Consider the following 19,070-nt stretch of genomic DNA (forward strand, 5'->3'; position numbering starts at 1 on the left):
CAGCGGAATCATCACCGTGATCTTGGTGGCCGCGTTCCTCTATGTACGGAAGCACAGCGATAAATGGACGATCATGTCGTTCGCGGCGGCGGTCCTCTTCGGATTCGCCACGGTCGCCCAGGTCGCCCTCGCCGCGGCACCGGCAGAACCTGATGGCAAGAGCCCCTCCTCCACGCCAGCTCCGAGCATCGCACCAACCACGTCGAGTCCGACACCGCAGGATCTGCGCTATCAGCTCAGCTCGTCGCCCGGCGACCCACACACGGTTAACGTCACGGCCACCGCATCCGGCGAGCCCGAGCCGGGGCTGACGTACTGGTTCATTCTCGAGGTGAACTGGGGCGACGGGAATATCGACTACTACCCCCGGCGTAAGATGACCGGACGGTCGACATCCTTCGACCTGACGATCCCGGCCAACGCAGAGACCACGTACCTGCGGAACGGCCGGGCATATGGTCTGGACAGTGCCCAGAACTCCCAGGCCGAGGACCTGCTGAAGCGGCAGGGAGCCCGCGGCGTCAACGACTACTTCGATGAGGCGACCGGCCAACCGGTATCGGACGCGGTCACGCTCCCCTACTGACGCTGGCAGCCCGGCGAGGACCTCTGCCGTCTGCGGAGCTGCCGCAACTCGCGGGAGACGTGCGCCTCCTGTCGGTGTCCGTTCACCACCTGGCACGTCAGGGCCGGGGCAGCGGAATCCCCGCACCCCGGCGGCGGCACGCTGGTGCCTGCGAGAGCCAGATGAAGATCACGACCGCACCTCCGGCGACCAGGAGGGAAGAGGTCAGAAGCGCGAGGCGAGGTCGTCGCGCTCCTGGGTGGTCATGCCCTGGTAGGCCTTCCAAAAGGTCCGGAAGGACTCTGTCAGCTCATCACCGTACGTGGAGGTGTTTGCTGCTTGCCGGAGAGTGAGGTGTCCGTCCTGGATCGCGGCGGCCATCTCTCGAAGGAGGGGGTTGTTGCTCCTGCTGATGTGTTCGAGGGCGTCTCGGAGGGCGTCGGCCCGTCGTGGGTCTCCGTCGGCGATATCGTCCAGGTCGTCCATGGTTGCTATGCCTTTGCTCCGGCGAGCGGGTGGTCGTAGCGGCCCCCGTCGGGTAGCGCAGGGAGGGCGGCGGTGTCGAGGTCGTTGAGGATCCGGACGAGGGCGGTGCGGAAGACGAGGACTGCGGCGGCGATGTGCTGGCACAGTCTGGTGGCTTCGCCCCACAGACGGAACATGTTGGCGACCTCGGCGGCGGCGAGGCCGTAGCCCACCACGGCACCAATCCCCGTTGCGCTGGTCGCGGTCCCCGCGACGGCGCTGACGCTGGTGATGATGGCGGCGTCGATGATGCCTTTCACCACCCCGCCGAGCGATTCGCCTGCTGACCAGACAGCGTCCGCGAGCTCCAGGTAGGCCTTGCTGATCTCACCCAGAGGTTCACGAAGGTCAGCAACGACGTTGGCGGTGGTGGTGAAGTATTGGAAGGCCCCGTCGCCGGCGACGCCTCGCCAGAATGGACGCAGGGTGGTGGTGCCGGACTGCACGTTGTAGGCCAGCTCGTGCAGGGCCCGTCCGATGTTGTCGACGACCGGCGCCATCCTGGCCAGGGCTTCCCCGTCGCCGGAGACCCGGTTCTGGATCTCGCCGATCGGGTCGAAGCCGAAGACGTCATCGAGGACCTGGTTGATCCAGGACGACGGGCTGGCGTAGTCCATCCACCCCAGCGCATTCGACGGGTTCTGCGCCTCCCCGGGGGAGTCGAGCTGGCCTCGCACGTCACGGGAGTCGACGAAGTTCGCCGGGGTGCAGGGGTTGCTCGCCACCTCCATCTCCAGCGCGGTGATGCAACGGTCGAACTCGCCGGGCAGGGTGCGGTCGAGGCCGTCTGCGGCAGCGAGGTCGGTGGCGCGGTAGTAGTCGGCGCTGACCCGCAGTTCAGGGGCGGAGTTTTCCAGGAGGCAAGCGAGCCGGTTGAGGGTGGCGTTGAGGACCTCGACCGCGTGTTCATGTGAGGCCTTGGCGATGTGCAGCGCCTCACCTCCGGTGGCGACCTCGGCATGCCGGTTCAGGTAGCTGCGGATCTCCCACACGTCGGCAGCGGCGCGGTCGACCTGACGTGCGAAACCGACCAGCGCATCGGGCTGAACGACCAGCGTCATCTCGCCGCCTAATCCACGAGGAAGACGCCGACCACGCCGGCGACAGTGAAAGCGACGGCAGCGAAGAGCACGTAGAGGCGCACGCGAGGCTCCCGCATGGCGTAGGTGCACAGTCCGAGTGCCCCGCCCACGATGGACGCGGCGTACCACGGCAGGCGCGCAGCGGTGACGTCGCCGGTGACGACCATCAGAGCGATCAGGACCGCCCAGACGATCGTTGCGAGGGCAATGGACTGTCGCAGGTTCCGATAGGCCGTCGCCTGCAACCGCGCAACCGACTCGCGGTAGACCTCCGCCGCCTCGGCGTGTTCCTCCTCAGGCACCCGCCGCCAGACGCTTCGACTGCCCGGCCTTCGCCCACGACTCATGCCGGCGAACATATCAACCACAGTCATGCCGCCGCTGCCCTGCGTAACAACCATCGACGGCACAGCGGGCGGGTGTCCCCCGATACCGTCGTGTCCAACAGATCCGAACCGACTCCGCAACAGAGTCACCAGAGTTCGTGAACGGGGTTTCCCGCGCACACCTGCCAACCCGCGTGCTGCCGAATCGCCCTGGTGCGGATCAGGCGCCACGCGTCGCGCGTCGCGCGGCGCGGATCGGCAGGCACTGCCGGCAGCACACCATCCCCGCAGCACATCGGACAACCGGTCTGGAGGTCGCCGGCAGGCTCGATAGCGGTCGCATCGCTGCCGAGCGTGAGTTGGGTGGATGGCTGAGCTGGTACGAGCGCGGCGGCTTACTGAGGCGGAAGGGCTGCCCGGCGGTCCACCAGATCATGCGGTGGGGCAAGCACAAGACCTGTGTCGTGCCAGTACTCGTTCATCGGCGGTGACGTGGCGTCTTGAAATCAGTTCAGGCTGCCCGATGTATTCGTTGATCACCTCGCTGAGGCGCCTTCGGCGGGTTAGGGCCTCCCGTAAATGTCACCCCTTAGATGAGCCGTTCGAGCCTGAAGTCGGCATTGTTGTGGGTCTTGGTCCGTGAGCGTTCAGTCGCTCGGTCAGAATGTCAAAAGACGTGGCCTGCTCGTAGGCGTCGCCGTTGCGTAGCCGTTCACCGAGGAGGTCCTCCAGCCGCTGCGCGGTGGCGTTCTGTTCGGCGATGAGGTCTCGAACGACAGCAGCGAGACTTTCGTTGGTCATCTTGGCCGCGCCGCTGGCGACGGGGTTGTCGACGAGCTTCTCGAGGATTGCCAGCCAATGACGGCTCATCCGATCCACGTATTGTGCGCGTTTCGCGTCCACGTCGTACTCGCAGTCGAGCTTGATCAACTGCTCCCAATACGGTTTGACTGCTCTCTTCACGCCCTCATCGAGTTCTACCCACACGTACGGCTGGCAGGTCACCCGCACTCCGTTGCGCTCGTACCGCCACGCCCCGCTGTCGGCGATGGCCCGCTGCAGCTCTACTTCAAGTTCTCTCGCGCGGTGCGCGACGACGTTGCGGGCTCGGGCGGCGGCGAGACGTGTCAGGGCTCGAACGGCATAGGGCATGAAGTACTGGGCAGAGCCGCTGAGGAACTCCCTCGGTATTCCTTCGGATGACCATACGAATGTGGCGTGGACGCGAAACGTGAAGACGTAACCGCGCGCCGGCACGATGATCGGCGCCGGTGCGTCCCGGCGTTCGGTTAACCGGCCTGGCGGCGGTGGTGGTGGGGGCGGTGGGGGCATGGGGACAGGCTCGGGCCCGCGCAGCGCCGCCACGAGACGGTGCCATAGCGTCAGTAGCCATGATCGGAACCGGCGCCAGGCGGCGGGAGAACTGGCCGTGTTGGTGGTGTCGGTCATGTCGTCACTTCCTCATCGCGGCGTCGAGCCATTCCGGTAGCCCGTCCTCGAACTGCGAATGCCGGGCGAGGTGGAACCTCATCCGGCGACCCATGCTTGGTAAGGCGGTGAGGTCGGTGACCAACGCTGCGGTCGCCTTACGCAGGGCTTCGTCGGAGTCAGCCTTGGTCAGCCATTGCTCGAAGGTGCTCCATGCCCTCCGCGACACATCGGCTGTCAACAGCGCCACCTGCCAGAGGCGTACGAGATCGTGGCTGTCGACCTCCTGCGCTGCGGCTCTGACCAGGAGTTCGGGAGCGCCGCTCGGGGAGGTGTCGGCCGGTATCGCGGCCAGACTGAGCAAGGCGCTGGCGGCGTGCAGTTGTAGCTGTCGGTCGTCCGACCACTCCGCGAGTTCGAAGATGATCTGATCCGCCCTGTGCGGGGCGTAGAGCTGGTACACGCCCTCGGCGACCATGTACGTGTGCTGCTGCATCGGATCTTGGGCGATGCGACGTAGGTCGGCGAGGCTCCAACTGAGATCCGGTTGTTGCAGCCCACTGGCGTACACGCGGGCGGCTGCGTCTCGCTGCAAGTTGCGATGCCCACTGGCCCAGTCTCGGACCTGCCCACGGACGAGATGACCCACCTGTCCGCCCATGTCAGCCGCGACCATCGCCCAGGCCGCTGCCTGCCGAAGCCGACGTTTGGGTGAGGCCGCCCAGCCGTCAATGAGGTCGGCGCAGACCCGCGCGAAATCATGGTGAGCGAGCAGGCCAGCCGCCTCAGCCGCCGCTCGCTGCATCGGCTCGTCATCCTCCGAGACCAGCCTGTCCAGCCACTTGAGCAGGGCTGGCCGAGTGCTGTCGAACTCATGCCACGCCTCATCGATGATGACGCCGCGCATGCCGCCGTCGTGCAGCCATGCCGAGCGTGACGACCCGCCCCGTAACCGGGTGGCTTCTCGGCCCTCCTGCCAGTCCACCGCGAGCGGTCCGAGCAGCTCCGACACTGGGTGCTGCAATGCCAACCGGCCCCAGTCCACCCGCTTGGCCTGCCCGTCGATCTCCTCGAGCAGAATGCCGGCCGCCTCGAAGGCGTAATGCAGGGACTGCCAGGCGACGACGGCGTACGCAATCCGGAAGGCCCTTTCGTGCTGGTCAGCCCGCCGGGGCCGTCGGCTAGCCTCGCCGGCATCCGAACGCAGGATTTCCGCCGCACGAGCCCTGCGCCGCGGTTGCGAGCTACGGAGGATCTCGGCCAGTGCGCCGCCGTCGGCCGGATGCCCCTGCCCGAGGGCTTCGGCGATTGGCACCACCTCGCGAGGTCCATAGGTGCTGTGCAGGGCATCGACGAGGTCGCCGTGGTGGAGATACCCGCGGACGAGTTCGGCGCTTTCCTCGTCGCTGAGCCTCAGCCGGTCGCGCAGGTGATGACCAAGATGAGCGCGGAAGACGGCCAGCGGTGCTGGGCTCCTGTGCTGCACCTCGGCGCTGTGCCGAACACCCGCACGCGAGTCGTCATGCCTGATCAGCAGCAGGCTCGCGGACCGTCGTCGAAAGAGATCTGCCAGTAGGCGCATTACCTGACTGTGGCTGTTGCCGGGCAGCCGGAGCACGTAACCGTGATCCTCCTCGATGCTGTCGCCCGCTCGGCGGAGTACTTCCGGCGCGACATCCCCCGGCAGCAGGATCTCATGTACTCGATCCGGGCTGTGGCGGCGAGCCAGTGCCGCGCAGGCGGTACTGAACCGCCCGGTGTGCGGCCTACCTGCCAGGCAAGCCGTGGATCGCTGGCCGAGCTTCTCCCCGAGTTCCTCATCTGCGCCCGCCGCTGCGTACACCGCGAGCAGATCGGGTACTCCCGGCAGATCCCTGATGATGGGTTTCGTCGACGGTTGACCCGTGATAGTCACGACGTGAATCGTGTTGTTGTTGCCGACAGCGTTCACACCGCGGGCGTCGATCCCCGAGTAGACGGCTGAGAACTGGGTGCCGTACAGCTCCGCACCCACTCGTGGGTCCATCCGTAAGGAACCCGGGACAATCTCCTCCTGCTCCTCCTGCGACTCGGCTGTCGAGTCCGAAGCACTCTCCTCTTCACGGCGAACCGGCTCATCTATCCGCGGCTCCTGCAGGGCTGCGTCGCCGGACGCCGCCTCTCCGGAGGACGTACTGGGCGGCGACCGGTCTCCGTCAGGGGTGGTGTCGCTCATCGAGGCGAACCCCACGAGTCGAGGTCTTCTGGGCGGCCCGAGACGGAGATCGAATTGCCGTTGCCGATCGCACCAATTCCCCGCGACCGGATGTCCTGGAAGACCTGCCCACCACTGGCCGACTGTGGGCGAGACCGGTCGTCACGGCGTTCGACGCTCTCACCGCCGCTCCCGTCGTGTGGTTGGTCAGAGGCGGAAACGGGAGGACCAGGCTCGTAGGTGGTGGAAATACTCTCGCCCGGAACGTAGATCCAGGCGGTGGCCTCGAAGTGCTTCTCAGGTAGTCGTGCCGTCACCTGTTGGAAGTGCTCAGGCCGAAGATCCTGGTACTGGCGGACGATGTCGTGGTAGAGCCGGTCCGACACAATCAGCGCGACCGCAGCCCCCGGGAACTGCCGTAACGCGGCCTTGAGCTGGGGCGAGTCCACCAGTCGGCAGACTGTCACGACGGCGTCGCCTGGGTAGCCGTTCGCCCCGTCGAGATGAACCGGCCCTTCGTGAACACCGACGCGCAAACGGATACGTGCCTCATGCCTGAGCCCACGGTTGTGTTCGCGCAACAACCGATCGAGGACCGGCGTAAGCCGCGTCACAACCGCCCGCTCGCTGGCGCCTGGCGGGAGGATAGCTAGCTCACCATCGCCTCCCTGTTGGATCAACCAGTTGGCGCGGTCGAAGCCCAACTCGTCGCACGCCGTCGCCATGACCTCCCGAAAGGCCAGCTGCGCTCGATGCTGTAGGACGTTGTCTCGGCCGCTGTAGGACTCCATGTCCACAGCGACCAACACACGCCGGTCTGGGTCCGTGACGTAAGCCATGTGCTTTCCATCCCTCACTGGCTCGACAAGTCGTTCGAGACTCATCTCTACAGGCCGGCGGAGCTGGAGATCCCATACAAATACAGGAACAAGGTCCACTGTCGAGTCAGCGACAAGCGATACTTCGACCCCATGGCTCTCGCCAATATGGCCTTGACTCGAAGCATGGGAAGAAGCCGGAGAGCAAGCAGCGGCGAGGACACGTGGCGGGATCTTCATGTCGGCCTAGTCACGGCGGCATCACTGCAAGCCTCGATCAGACATGCGGACGCGAAAGCCTTGGCGCTGCTGACGGCCGAAGGAGGCATGGCCGCGACGGTCGTGGATCAAGCCTTGCCAGTCTCGCCGGATGGCAGCACAAAGGTTGCCGCCCTTACCGTGCTCCTTGCGGCCACCATGGTGATAGCCATGACGGCGGCCACCTGCCAGCTCGCGCTGTCGCTTCGGCCCCGTCTGCCCAGCGCTGGTGGTACGAACCGGTTCGGTTTCCCGGATCTCGTCGCGGTTGGCCAGCGGCCATCGATTGCCACAGCCACCCGGCACAGGAACGAAGCCTGGGATTTCGTGGTGGTACTCGCCCGGATCGCGATGGCGAAGCATCTATGCATTCGTCGGTGTATGCCCTGGTTTCTCACGTCGCTGGGCTCCGCCGTCAGCTTGGTGATCCTCAAAGCCTTTGCGGGTGCGATCACGTGACTGGCTACTGCGCGGTGTAGCGGCATCGACGCGAGACGTGAAGGATGATCTCTGGAGCCTGAGGAGGCGTACATGGAGGAAGTGCTCTGGCCACCCGCTACGTTCCTCGGACGCCTTCAACCGTCGACGCGAGAGCAACTCTTGGCGGTGGGAGTCAGGCGCTCGGTGCGAGAGGCCCAGGTGCTTCTCCGGGAGGGCGCCTTGGAAACCCACGTGGTCCTGCTCCATGACGCGCTCGTCAAAGTCACGGCAGCACTCTCCGACGGCCGGCACGCCTTGCTGGCGATCCGCGTGTCTGGCGACATAGTTGGAGAGATCTCCGCCCTGAACGGCACGCCGAGGACGGCGACGATCACTGCGTGTCGTCCATCAACCATCCGGATCATCCACCGCAACGCATTCAGGGCCTTCCTCCGCGACTACCCTGAAGCCGCTCTAGAGGTGGCCGGAATCGTCGCCGACCGTCTTCGGTGGGCCAACCGGCGACGGATCGACTTCACCTCATACCCTGTGCGAGTTCGTCTGGCCCGAGTCCTGTGGGAACTAGCAGCCGCCTACGGACGACGCAGCCCTCGCGGGTTGGTCATTGACATCCGACTAACGCAGGACGAGCTGGCTACCCTCTGCGGCGCCGCGGAAATCAGCCTGCAGAAGGCGCTCGGAGGCCTTCGGGCGGACGACGTTGTCGCCACGGGCTACCGCGAGATCGTCGTACGAGACAGCGAGGCGCTGCGTCTAATTGCCGAACTTGACTAGCTTTCGACCGGTCCCGGGCGGGCAGTTCGACCCGGCGGACCGGGTTGTCGCCGATCAGCCCTTCTCGAACTGCGGCGTTCAACGCCGCTCGCGAGGTGTGGTGTGCACGTGGTGCAGGGTGCACGATCTGCGGCGGCCCGGCCCGGTAGTGGGTGACGGCGATCCGCGCGAACGCCGCGTTAAGCTGCCGTTCGGTCAGGTCACCCAGGATCAGTTGCCCGAGGTGCGGAATCAGGAATACCGCCACGTCTCGGCGTTTAGGGCATCCCCGTTGTCGCGCGGATCCGGGTTTGGTTCGACAGCCAGCACCGCAGCCACCGGGCCAGGGTCCACGAGCGGCCCGCCTGCTCCTCGCGTTACAACGCCAGCAATTCGTCGCGCGCCCGCCGGGCGGCTGCCGGCCTTCCGCACGCAGGCAAAGACCGGCGGGCTTCAGCGCACCCCGCTAGTGGTACGTTGTCGAGCCGGGCGATCAGACCATCGGCGAACGATCACACGGAGCGAGTGTTTGACGTCAACAACGGCTTCAACGGGGAGTAGCCGGGCCGCATCGCCGACGGGCGCGCAGCGCGGACCCGCACTGTTCTGGGCCATCGACCTCCACGTGCACACCCCAGCCTCACGCGATGTCGACGACAGCGGTAGGAACCGCCACGGGCCAGGCCGTGCCAGCCTGTCCAACGCCACCCAACGATGACCAGGGTCAACCAACAGCACCGGATGAAGGCCACTCCCGGACGTGGCCCGGCTCGATCGAGGCCAGTTGCCGAGCGCCGAAGAACGGCAGCAGGTGCGCGCAGACCCGATACTCGTTGCTTTGCCTAGTCGACTCGTTGGACCTGTGGTGGCGTGTGGTTTGTCCGTGGATAGCATGCAGCCACCGTCGGGGACTCAGTGGTTGTGTGGACCTCAGGGGATGCGGCGGTGGCTACCGCCCCAGGGGCTGAGCCTTTCTCCATGATCGATGTGCGTGAGTCTGGGTCCCATCCTGCAGACCTCGGATGGCAAGGGCGAGCCTGTCGATCAGCCAGTCAGATCCGGTTGTGCTGTCGCAATCGCGAAGGACGGCGGCGACCTCGCGGTAACCGATCGGTCTGGCGCGAGCGAGCTGTATAGCAGGATTCTGAGCAGCAGCGTCGTTCGGCGGAGGGCATGGGCGACGTGAGCTACACGGACCTCCGCCGACAGGTGCGCGACATCGTCGATCAGCACATGAGCCGTTGGACATAGCCCTGGCCGTGGCTCTGATGTGGGACCAAGACCAACAAAGCACGCTCCCGCCCTGACGGTGGCAGCTCCGAAGTGGTCACCCACCAGCGAGACGTACCGGAAGATCCTGATACTGCTGGAGCCAGGTAGAGCTGGAGCCAGACCGAGACCACTGCGGCGGAAATGTGCGCACCATAAGGATCTCCTGCATGCTGCCACGGTCCAGGTCACACGCCGGGATGTGCCTGCCATCCGCTGTCGCATGATCGGTCCCTGGCCGGAATCGGTACGGCCCCCACACTTGCTTAAGACGTCCTCCTGCGTCAGCCCCCATGGAGCGGTATCAAGCGGCCGCTCTTGGTCGTCACGACAACGGTTTCGATCGCGTCCAGGCGGTCCAGGCCGTCGGGTCCGACACGTTTGACCGCACCGTACGCAAGGTGATCCGCGGGGCTCATGCACTCATGCTGCCCCGGATCTTCCCCGTCATCGCCGGGTAGCCGGATCCGACGCTGTCCCCGCGCGGCGATCCGTGCACCTCTCACCGCCGGACCGCCGCCTCGCCGACCTGCAGGTGTGAGGTCGTGTCAGGCGTCGTGAGGTTCTGTGAGTCACCGAGTCACTCCCCCGGCAGGTCCGTGGTCATAGCGTCGCGGCACCGGGTGATGCCACCCGCCGCCACCGGTTCCGGCCGGAACCAGACGATGAACGGAGGGCAGGTGACACGCACCCGCACCCTCGCGCTTGCCACCAGCGTGCTGACCACTGCCACCGCTCCGGTCGTTCTCTCCGCGACCGACACCTGGCAACCCCCGTCACCGACGTCGGATGACATCCGGCAGCTGATCGCCTCTCCCCTGAGCCCTCACCTCGTCACCGCCCTCATCGGCGCTGCGGCAGCGACGCTGTGGCTGGTGCTGATCACGACCCTGCTCACCCACGCCTACGCCATGCTCGCGCGCCGGGCACGCTGGACGGTCACAATCCGCCTCCCCGGCCCGATCCGCAGCCTCACCGCAGCCCTGCTGGGCGCCAGCGCCGTCACCACGGCCACCGGCACCATCGCCCACGCCACACCTGTCACCAGCACCACCGACCAGCCCGCCACTGAACCGGTCACCGCCGCACCCAGACCGCTGGCCACCCACTCCACCGCCGAGCATCCGCCGCCCGCCCACCGGACCGCTCCCACCCACACTGTTCAACGGGGCGACACGTTGTCCGAGATCGCCGAGGAAGCCCTCGGCGACGACAAGCGCTGGCGTGAGATCTTCGCCCTGAATCGCGGCACCCATTTCGCCACCGTCGGTGGGACGCTGCGCAACCCGAACCTGATCTTCCCTGGCTGGGTGTTGACCCTGCCCGCTGCTGACATGCCGCCGGACTCCGCGCCACCGCGCAATCCCCCCACCCAGGACCCACCGCGAGGGCCGACCGCTTCACCACCGACGACTGCGACCGCCGCGCCGCGCACAACTGCGCACGCCTCCTCACCAACGGCAGCGCCGAACACGTCGCCTACCGCCAGGCCCCAGCCCTCGGCAACATCACCTGCCGCCGACGACGGGGTCGTCGAGCCACCCTCAGCGTCGGTGTCGCCGACGCCCGGCATCACCAACCCGGCAACATCGACGACCGCACCCGGTCCGCCAACCGCCGATCGGAGCAACGCCACCACACCGCCGGCCGGAACCACCGACGACAGGCCCTCCCACTCGCTGTGGGGATGGGTGGAGATCGGCGGTGGCGCCATCGGCGCCGGACTGGCCGCCGCGCTGGTCTCGGCCGCCACGATGGTGTGGAAGCGCCGCCGTCACCGCTACCGGCCCACGCCCATCACCAGCCCGGTTCTCGCTGATGCGGACCTGACGCCACCGCTGGCGGCGCTGACCCGGCTGCGCCACGGCGTGCGGCGCATCGCACCGCACCTGTTGACCCGCACCCCGGCGCGCGGGCGGACCGTCCGCGAGGACACCACCGCGCAGGTGACACCTCCACCGTCGTCCGCCGCGCCCAACGACACCGAATCCGCGCGCGTCGGCGCCGGGCTCGGGCTGGATGGACCCGCCGCCCTGGACGCCGCCCGCGCCCTGCTGGTGGCCACCCTCACCCCCGGTGCCGACGGCCCACACGCGCACGGCCGCGTCATCATCCCGGCCGCCACACTGACAACGCTGCTCGGCGTGTCCGCGGTGGACCTCCACCCGATGCCCGGACTCACCGTCGCCCCGACATTCGCCGCAGCGCTCACCCTGCTGGAGGAGGAGATCATCCGCCGCAGCCGGATCCTCGCCGACCAGGAGGCCGTAACCGTCTTCGCCCTCCAGCAGGAGCACACGGTCGGTGAGCCGCTGCCGCACCTGCTGCTCATCGCCGACGTCCCCGAGCACAGCTGGCACACCCGGCTGGCCACCGCGATCCACCTCGGCACGAACGTCGACATCGGCGCCGCCCTGATCGGCACCTGGCCCCACGGCATCACCCTGACCGTCGCCGCCGACGGCACCACCGGGGGCGGTCACGGCGAGCGCGTCGGCGTCCTCGGCGCCACCGCGGCCACCGACATCCTGCGCATGCTCGCCGAGGCGCACGGCGGCACAGCACCCGCCACCACCACGCCGGGCCCACCTGCACCCGGCGCGCCGGCGACCGTGCGACACGGCGACACCACCCGCGCAGCGCCCGAGAAGGTGAACCCCACACCGCAGAGCTCCCTGCCGGCGCAGGGCGCAGCCCCACCGGATCAGGGAGCCACCGCTGCCGCCGGCCGCGTGCGCGCCCGCGTGCTCGGCCATCCCACGATCCTCGACGGCGACGGCATACCGGTACGCGGCCTGCGCGCCAAGAGCATGGAGCTGTTCGTGTACCTGGTCGTGCACCGCGGCGGCGCGAACCTGGACGACATCATGGAGGCGATCTGGCCGGACGTCACCGTCTCCCGCGCGTCAGAGCGCCTCTCCACCTGCGCGGCGAACCTCCGCACCACCATCCGGTCCATCGCCCAGACGGGCACCGGACCGAACGACGCCACCCCCAAGATCGAACCGGTCATCAACACCGGCGGCCGCTACCACCTCGACCCGACCCTGCTCGACGTCGACTGGTGGACCGTCCAGGACTCCTACGCCCGGGTCGCCACCGCCGTCGACGATGCGGATCGCCTCGCCCACCTGCACGCCGCGATCGCCGCCGCCTGCGGCGGCCTCGCCGACGGCAGCACCTACGAGTGGATCGACACCGACCGCGAGCACGCCCGACGCCACCTGGTGAAGGTCTACGCCCAGGCCGCCGGGCTGCACCTCGGCACTGATCCTGCCGCCGCGCTCGCCCTCTACGACACCGCCCGCGCCCTCGATCCGCTCTCCGACGAGTTGACCCGCCGGGCGATGCGCACCGCGGCGCGTCTCGGTGACGCCGTCGGCGTACGTGAACGGCTCGTGGCGCTGCGCGGCGACCTCGGTGACGCCGGCATCGACATCGACGCCGACACCGAGGACCTCGCCACCAGCCTGCTCCACGAGCTCACCCACCAGTGAAGTCTCCGCCAGCCGACATCACCCGTGAGCCTTTCCAACCTGATTCTGCAGGGTGTAGCGGGTGTGTCTCCCCGATGGGCGATAGATACGAGCTCTGAACCACCGCCGACTGCACAGGCAGCCACCGCAAGCAACGCCTCCCTGGCCCAATCGCAACAGCGACACCTACGCCCACGATTGCGGATGCCGGCGTTGATCCTGGAGATGCCGGTGCGTACGCAGCCGCCTCCCGGCGTCCATAGCGGCGCTCTGGGCATAATGGCGATCATGGAAAATGATCTATTGCTTGCTCGCCGTGCTGCTCTGACCGGCGCCGCAGTAGGCCTGCGGTACTTTGCGACCATCGCTCAGCTTCCCCGGGAGCTGAAGTCGGACGGCAGCGTGGTGACGGAAGCTGATCGCGCTGTCGAAGCAGCTATCCGAGAGGTGTTGGCCGACGCGCGGCCCGACGATGCGATCCTCGGCGAAGAGGAAGGGCAAAGCGGTCGGGGCAGGCGCCGTTGGATCGTTGACCCGATCGACGGGACCGCTCTGTTCATCGCTGGTGACGACCGATGGCTCGTGCTCGTCGCGTTGGAAGAGGCCGGCGAGATCGTCGTCGGCGTGGCAGCGGTACCCGCTCAAGGCAGCATCTGGTGGGCGCAGCGGGACAGCGGAGCATTCCGAGCGGACTTCTCCGGACTGACGGTTACCGACGAGCGACGGATCACCGTCGACGTCGATAGACGGGAGACCCTACGCGGAAGTCGACTCGGCGTGATCCCCACCGACGACGGGCTCCTCCCGGCTGAACGCGAGATGATCGCGCCGCTGAGCGTCATGACAGAGACCGTGCCGTGGAGCACCCACGCCGCGCTGCTAGTAGCGAGCGGGCAGATGGACCTCGCCATCCAGGCTCGGGGACAGGTGTGGGACTACGCAGCCACCTCGCTTATCGTGGACGAGGCGGGCGGGCGCTACAGCGGGCTCGACGGGCAGACACAGCCCACCCCCGGGCCCGCTCTGTTCGCGCGCAGCGCCCTCATGCATGCCGCAGCACTCGAAGTTCTCATGGCCGGCGCTCATCCATCGACCGAAGGCCGTTAACCAACAGAATCGTCTTCCGCCAGGTCGACGCAGCCGCGGTGGCTGATAGCCTGCCGAGCTGATGACACGACGGTTCGGTGACAGGGCCACCTTCGCGGTAGAGGTCGGCGAGGTCGAGTCGCCCACCCTTCGTACCATTGATGTGTGGGCGGCGGGAACGCACCTGACCACGGACGACAACTCGGCCTACCTCCCCTCCCTACGCCCGGCCATGCGGTCGACGGCAGCGCGGATACGGCGGCGCGACGTCCCTGCCTGCCCCTACCCGGGACGCTCTCCAGAGACTGTTTTCCGGCTCCTGGAGCAGGACGGCACAGAGTTCCGGGAACGTTTCTGGTTCCTGCAGTGGGGCGAAATCCTGGACAATGTGTCCCGGTACGCCTATCTGGACGGCGACCTGGTGCTGGTCTTCTCGTTCTGGCGACCGACGCATCCCGTCCCCGACGATCTCGGCGCGATCTTCGTTGCCACGCTCCCACCGGACGAGTTCACCACCACCGTCCTCGCCGCAGCTGACCTGCTGGACGCCGAGTCCGTCCGCTAGACACACCTGCGTGACCTCTCCATCCAGAACCCCCTGCACCCGCCACCGTCCCGTTACCGAGAGTAGTCGACAGGGATGCAAAAAAGGACCTGTCGCGCCTCCCAGGCGCGATGGTGAGCAGCCGGGCGGGCCGCCCAGCGACGTTCTAGCACCGAGTGACCTACACACCCCGCGACTTCCCGGCGAACCTCCTGGATGGACGTGACGTGCGCTAGGTGGCCGTCAGGTCGATGCCGCGCGAGGCGAAGAAGCCGACGGGGTCAACGGCATGGGATGCGGTCGCATGCTCGCCGATGTGGGTCTCCAGGTGCAGGTGCGGCCCGGATGAGTGGCCGCTGCTGCCGACCTGACCGATGACCTGGCCAACGGCGACCTGCTGGCCCACATCGACCGCTGGCCGCCGCCGCATGTGGCAGTAGCGGGTGACGGTCGAGTCGGGGTGGCGCAGTTCCACGTACCAGCCGCACCCGAGAACGGTGACCGGGTGGCCGTCCACGTCGCAGGAGTAGGGGCTGCCGTCGCGCCGGTGGGCGTTGCAGACCACGCGGATCACCAGACCGGAGGCGGCGGCGTGGATCGGGATTCCCTTGGCGGCGGCGATGTCGACTCCGTCGTGACCGGGCCGGTCGTCGGTCCGGAATCCGGATACGAACGTTCCCTGGATCGGTCTCATCCAGCCGCCGACGCTGATGCACTGCTCGCCGGGACTACCGGCCGGTTGGTCGGAGACGAGCCCGACGAGGGCGGCAGCGTCGCCCTCCCACCGGGCGTAGGCGTCGGGGTAGGCCGAGCGTTGCACGGCCTGCGCGGCGACGGCGAGCGGCAGGGACTGCCAGCCGGCGACGGTGACGAGCGCACGGTAGAACGCTCCCGCCGCGTACTCGGGATCCATGATCTGCGCGGGGGTTCCCCAGCCCTGGCTCGGTCGCTGCTGGAACAGCCCCCGGGAGTCGTGGTCGTTGTCCTCGCCGAGGTGCCCGAGGTTCCGCAGCCCGGATTCCTGCAGGGCGGTGGCCACGGCGATGACCTGCCCGCGGACCGGTATGCCCTGCTGGACGCCGACGGTGACGATGACGTCGGCGTGGTGCACCTGCCCGGTGTCGTAACGGCCGGTAGTGCCCGCCGGGGTGGTGACGACCGAGCAGGCCGTCGCTGCTCCGGTGAGGGTGACCAGTCCGGCGACGCACAGGGACGCGACACCAACGACGACGGCGGCGGTGAGGGCGATGAGGCGGCCGCTCACGGCAGCCGACGCAGAGTGTGTACATGCATGAAGAACTCCCGTCGAGGTAGGTGCCCGCGCCGATCTACCGTGCGGGCTCCCGCAGGGGTCCGGCGTGGACTGGGCAGGGATGCGCGCCGCTTGGCGCAGGCTCATGAGGTGGATGACGGGTGGTGCGGGGCATGACCGTTGATGGCGGCCAGTTGGGCGATCCGGTCGATCAGGGTGAGCGGTGAGTCGAGCAGGCCGCTGGCGCCGGTGCGACGGATCCACTGGACCTGCCGCAGGGAGATGCCGTGCCGGTGCGCGAACGCGGCGAGTTCGAGGTCCGGGTCGGCTTTGAGGTCGGCCCACAGTTGCCGCCACCGGTCGTAGGAGGCTTGGTCCTGTGGCACCCGGCGCAGCACGTCGGCGGGCGGCATCGGTCCGGCCACCGTCACGGACTCCCGCTCGGGGTCCGCGTCGACGTCGCCGCCGACGCCCGGCAGGGGCACGGGCGGTGGGCGCAGGTCGGCGCCGATGACGCGCGCCCAGCCGGTCACGTCGGCGTGGGCGGTGAGGTCGGCGGCGACCGCGTCGAGGTCGAGGGTGGTCGCGGCGATGTCGGCGCGGACGGGGTCGTCGTGCCGGGACCGGATCAGCGTTTCCACGTGCGTGGCGAGGGCGGTGCGGCGTTTCTCGTCGCGGAGTTGTTGGCGGGCGTGGGCGAGGGACTGGTGTAGCGGCAGCTGTTGGGTGAGGGCGAGGGATCGGGCGCGGCGGGTGACCGCTGGTTCGCGCCACCACTGGGTGAGGCCGTAGACGGGGGCGGTGTCGGCGAGTTTCCCGGTGGCGCGCAGGGCGTCACGGCGGCGTGCGGCGCTGTGCATCAGCCAGATCGCGTAGGCGAAGACGCCGAGGCCGCCGAAGACGACGGCGAGGTATGCCACGTCGGCGTGGCCGACGATGTTGGTGGTGACGCCGACGGTCACGGTGGCGGCGGACAGGGCCCGCCATCCGTAGGCGGCCTCGCCGAGGCGTTGCCGCCAGTCGGCGAACGCTGCGGTGACGGCGCCGCCGAGGTCGATGACGATCGCGAACGGTGCGACGAACACGGCACGCCACCACCAGTGCAGGGTGTCGGGCCACGGCGGGATCTGCACGCCGACCCAGATCTGGCCGATGGTGGAGCCGAGGGCGGCGATGGCGTAGAAGATCCAGGCGGCGTGTTCGACCGGTGGGCGACGCGAGGTCTCCGTTCCGTTGGGTAGATCCACCCGTCGGGGCCGGTGGTGCTCGTCGAGGGTCATGCGCTTCTCCTCCAGTGGGGAGGGTGGCCCAGCGCCGAGGGGGCGCGACGCTGGGCCACCCGGGGGTGGGCATTCCGCCGCGACGGCCACCCATGGGGTGTCCGTCGCTGAGTGCGTGCGGGTCAGGTGGTGAGGCGAAAGGGCGGCGAGTGGGTGCCGTCCGCGGCCCGCACCCCCTCATGAGGTGAGGGCGGCCGGAGTGCCCGCTCCTGCAGCGACGTGGGCGTGGTGGCGGTGATGCCGGCTGTCGCCTGACGCCGTCGGGTTAGGTCAGCGTCACCGCGGGAAGCGTTGCCGCCAACGCGGCGGTCTTGGACGCCGTGCGGAACATCGACACCGCGTTCGCGGCGATGTCGGCGATACCGTCCGTACGTTCCCGTGCCGTGAAGGGCAGCCGGGCGTGCGGGCCGACGCGGAACGCGGGCAGCTCGTAGTGCTCACGCGCGACGACTGTCCCGTCGGCGGTCGTGTACTCGTAGAAGTCCCCGAGGCCGAGGCCGCCGATGGTGGTCTCCTGGTTGCCGGTGCAGACCACCACGAGGTCGTAGGTGCGGCCGTCGATGAGTCCCACACCGGGCAGCGCAACGGGCTGCGCCCGGCGGGGCAGCACGGTGAGTCGTCGGACCCCGAACCGGTCCGGGCGCAGGTACCGGCCGATCCCCTGATACCTGCTCCGGCTGTCGTCGCGCCACTGGTCGCAGGTCCTGGGCAGGTCCTCGGCGTACCAGTCGATGCGCTGCACCTGGTCCAGGGCCGCGGCGGCCATGAACGGTTGCGGGGCGAGGCCCAGGCACGATTCGACGGCGCATCGGGCGGAGTCACCGCCGCCGATCACCGCGACCCGACGTACCCCGCGCAGCGGCCACATGCCAGCCATGCGGTGCATGAACTGCGGGTAGGTGAGGATCGTGGTGCCGTTGGCGACGTCCTGGCCGGCCGGGTCACCCAGGCCGCGGGCGTCGATGACCCGCCCGGCGGGCAGCGACGTCCTGCCCTCGATTTCCACCTCTACCCCAGGGTCGCCCTCGTTGACGGACAGGACGGTGGCGTGGGGGACCACGTCGGCGAACTGCGCCAACGCGAGGCGGATCACGAAGGCCATGTCCGTGTTCGTCTGGTACTCGGTCATCGACACGTTCGCTGCCTGGATCGGTGCGCCCGGCAGGTAGTTCGGGCTGGTGCCCTGGTCACCTGCCAGGCCCGCGCTGCCGGCGCGGTTGCGGGAGTTGAGGTGGAACACCGGCCGGGTGGTCATCGCGAAGGTGCCGCCGACGCGGCCGGTGCGCTCCAGGACCAGCGGTTTCGGGTGACCGCTGAGGACGCGCACGGCGGCGTAGGTCGCGGCGTGGAAGCCGCTGCCGATGATGACGTCACGGTTGAGGTGTTCGGCGTTAAGTAGTTCCTGCTGGCGCTGCTCGTCGGCCCAGGTGGCGTCCAGGACCTCGTCGGCGTAGGCGCGGCCGTACGGGTCCAGGGCGATACCGGTGAGCCGGGCCTGCGTCGGGCTGGGGAATTCCTGTTCGCGGTGCATCATCGCCCGCATTCCCGCGGCGGCGGACTCCTTCACGCTGATGGCGGTGAGCAGGGACGTGATCTGCGCGGATGGCTCGAACATGGTGTCCTTCCTCGGTCACCGGGTGCCGCGCCGGCCGCGCACCTCACCCCGGGGCAGCCCCCCGGGGTTACGGCACAGGGCCGGCACGATCCCCGGGAAGGGATTTACTGGGTGGGCGTTGGAGGGGCTGGCGGTTGCCGATCCCCAATGGACGGGTC

Annotated in this window: 16 protein-coding genes; 6 read left to right on the forward strand and 10 right to left on the reverse strand. The window is 68.2% G+C overall.

All coding sequences use genetic code 11. From position 1 onward, the window contains the following. The first annotated feature begins 25 nt into the window (after positions 1-25). Positions 26-586 carry a hypothetical protein gene (locus NIE79_RS26445; protein ID WP_238681129.1) on the forward strand — a complete coding sequence of 187 codons (561 nt, stop codon included), beginning with the start codon at positions 26-28 and terminating at the stop codon, positions 584-586. Between the two features lie 204 nt (positions 587-790). Here the strand turns inward: NIE79_RS26445 and NIE79_RS26450 are convergent, their stop codons facing one another. The 6 genes from NIE79_RS26450 to NIE79_RS26475 form a co-directional block, all read right to left on the reverse strand. Beyond that, positions 791-1,051: a hypothetical protein gene (locus NIE79_RS26450; RefSeq protein ID WP_238681130.1), complete on the reverse strand. Its 261-nt coding sequence runs from the start codon at positions 1,049-1,051 to the stop codon at positions 791-793. A 5-nt stretch (positions 1,052-1,056) separates the two neighbouring features. Further along, positions 1,057-2,151, reverse strand: a complete 1,095-nt coding sequence (locus NIE79_RS26455) for a hypothetical protein (RefSeq protein WP_238681131.1) — start codon at positions 2,149-2,151, stop codon at positions 1,057-1,059. Between the two features lie 8 nt (positions 2,152-2,159). Continuing rightward, on the reverse strand, positions 2,160-2,474 hold the full coding sequence (locus tag NIE79_RS26460; RefSeq protein WP_238681132.1) for a hypothetical protein: 315 nt from the start codon (positions 2,472-2,474) through the stop codon (positions 2,160-2,162). Between the two features lie 606 nt (positions 2,475-3,080). Continuing rightward, positions 3,081-3,947, reverse strand: a complete 867-nt coding sequence (locus tag NIE79_RS26465; RefSeq protein ID WP_238681133.1) for a hypothetical protein — start codon at positions 3,945-3,947, stop codon at positions 3,081-3,083. A gap of 4 nt (positions 3,948-3,951) precedes the next feature. Further along, positions 3,952-6,141: a hypothetical protein gene (locus NIE79_RS26470; protein WP_238681134.1), complete on the reverse strand. Its 2,190-nt coding sequence runs from the start codon at positions 6,139-6,141 to the stop codon at positions 3,952-3,954. Next, positions 6,138-6,959: a hypothetical protein gene (locus tag NIE79_RS26475; RefSeq protein WP_238681135.1), complete on the reverse strand. Its 822-nt coding sequence runs from the start codon at positions 6,957-6,959 to the stop codon at positions 6,138-6,140. The genes NIE79_RS26470 and NIE79_RS26475 overlap by 4 nt, the downstream gene beginning before the upstream one ends. Here NIE79_RS26475 and NIE79_RS26480 point away from each other — a divergent pair, their 5' ends adjacent. Together NIE79_RS26480 and NIE79_RS26485 are read left to right on the forward strand one after the other, a co-directional pair. Beyond that, positions 6,960-7,655 carry a Pycsar system effector family protein gene (locus NIE79_RS26480; RefSeq protein WP_238681136.1) on the forward strand — a complete coding sequence of 232 codons (696 nt, stop codon included), beginning with the start codon at positions 6,960-6,962 and terminating at the stop codon, positions 7,653-7,655. A gap of 72 nt (positions 7,656-7,727) precedes the next feature. Further along, positions 7,728-8,411, forward strand: a complete 684-nt coding sequence (locus NIE79_RS26485) for a Crp/Fnr family transcriptional regulator (protein WP_112583990.1) — start codon at positions 7,728-7,730, stop codon at positions 8,409-8,411. Between the two features lie 703 nt (positions 8,412-9,114). On the opposite strand, the gene NIE79_RS33830 is transcribed toward NIE79_RS26485, so the two are convergent. Continuing rightward, positions 9,115-9,324 (reverse strand): tyrosine-type recombinase/integrase, encoded by a 210-nt coding sequence (locus NIE79_RS33830; RefSeq protein ID WP_308193236.1) that lies wholly within the window; start codon positions 9,322-9,324, stop codon positions 9,115-9,117. Between the two features lie 1,015 nt (positions 9,325-10,339). Between NIE79_RS33830 and NIE79_RS26490 the strand changes: the two genes are divergently transcribed. The 3 genes from NIE79_RS26490 to NIE79_RS26500 all read left to right on the forward strand — a co-directional run bounded on the left by NIE79_RS26490 (position 10,340) and on the right by NIE79_RS26500 (position 14,786). Then, complete coding sequence (locus NIE79_RS26490) at positions 10,340-13,156, forward strand: AfsR/SARP family transcriptional regulator (protein WP_238681137.1); 2,817 nt, start codon at positions 10,340-10,342, stop codon at positions 13,154-13,156. 183 nt (positions 13,157-13,339) lie between these two features. Next, on the forward strand, positions 13,340-14,242 hold the full coding sequence (locus NIE79_RS26495) for an inositol monophosphatase family protein (RefSeq protein WP_238681138.1): 903 nt from the start codon (positions 13,340-13,342) through the stop codon (positions 14,240-14,242). Positions 14,243-14,303: 61 nt separating this feature from the next. Then, positions 14,304-14,786 carry a hypothetical protein gene (locus tag NIE79_RS26500; RefSeq protein WP_238681139.1) on the forward strand — a complete coding sequence of 161 codons (483 nt, stop codon included), beginning with the start codon at positions 14,304-14,306 and terminating at the stop codon, positions 14,784-14,786. Between the two features lie 211 nt (positions 14,787-14,997). Here the strand turns inward: NIE79_RS26500 and NIE79_RS26505 are convergent, their stop codons facing one another. From NIE79_RS26505 to NIE79_RS26515, 3 genes are all read right to left on the reverse strand, one after another. Further along, positions 14,998-16,029 (reverse strand): M23 family metallopeptidase, encoded by a 1,032-nt coding sequence (locus tag NIE79_RS26505; RefSeq protein ID WP_238681140.1) that lies wholly within the window; start codon positions 16,027-16,029, stop codon positions 14,998-15,000. Positions 16,030-16,160: 131 nt separating this feature from the next. Next, complete coding sequence (locus NIE79_RS26510) at positions 16,161-17,297, reverse strand: hypothetical protein (protein ID WP_238681141.1); 1,137 nt, start codon at positions 17,295-17,297, stop codon at positions 16,161-16,163. Positions 17,298-17,562: 265 nt separating this feature from the next. Then, positions 17,563-18,912 (reverse strand): hypothetical protein, encoded by a 1,350-nt coding sequence (locus tag NIE79_RS26515; protein ID WP_238681142.1) that lies wholly within the window; start codon positions 18,910-18,912, stop codon positions 17,563-17,565. Between the last annotated feature and the right edge of the window lie 158 nt (positions 18,913-19,070).

Origin of the sequence: Micromonospora trifolii (genome assembly GCF_022229005.1) — a bacterium.
GTDB lineage: Bacteria > Actinomycetota > Actinomycetes > Mycobacteriales > Micromonosporaceae > Micromonospora > Micromonospora trifolii.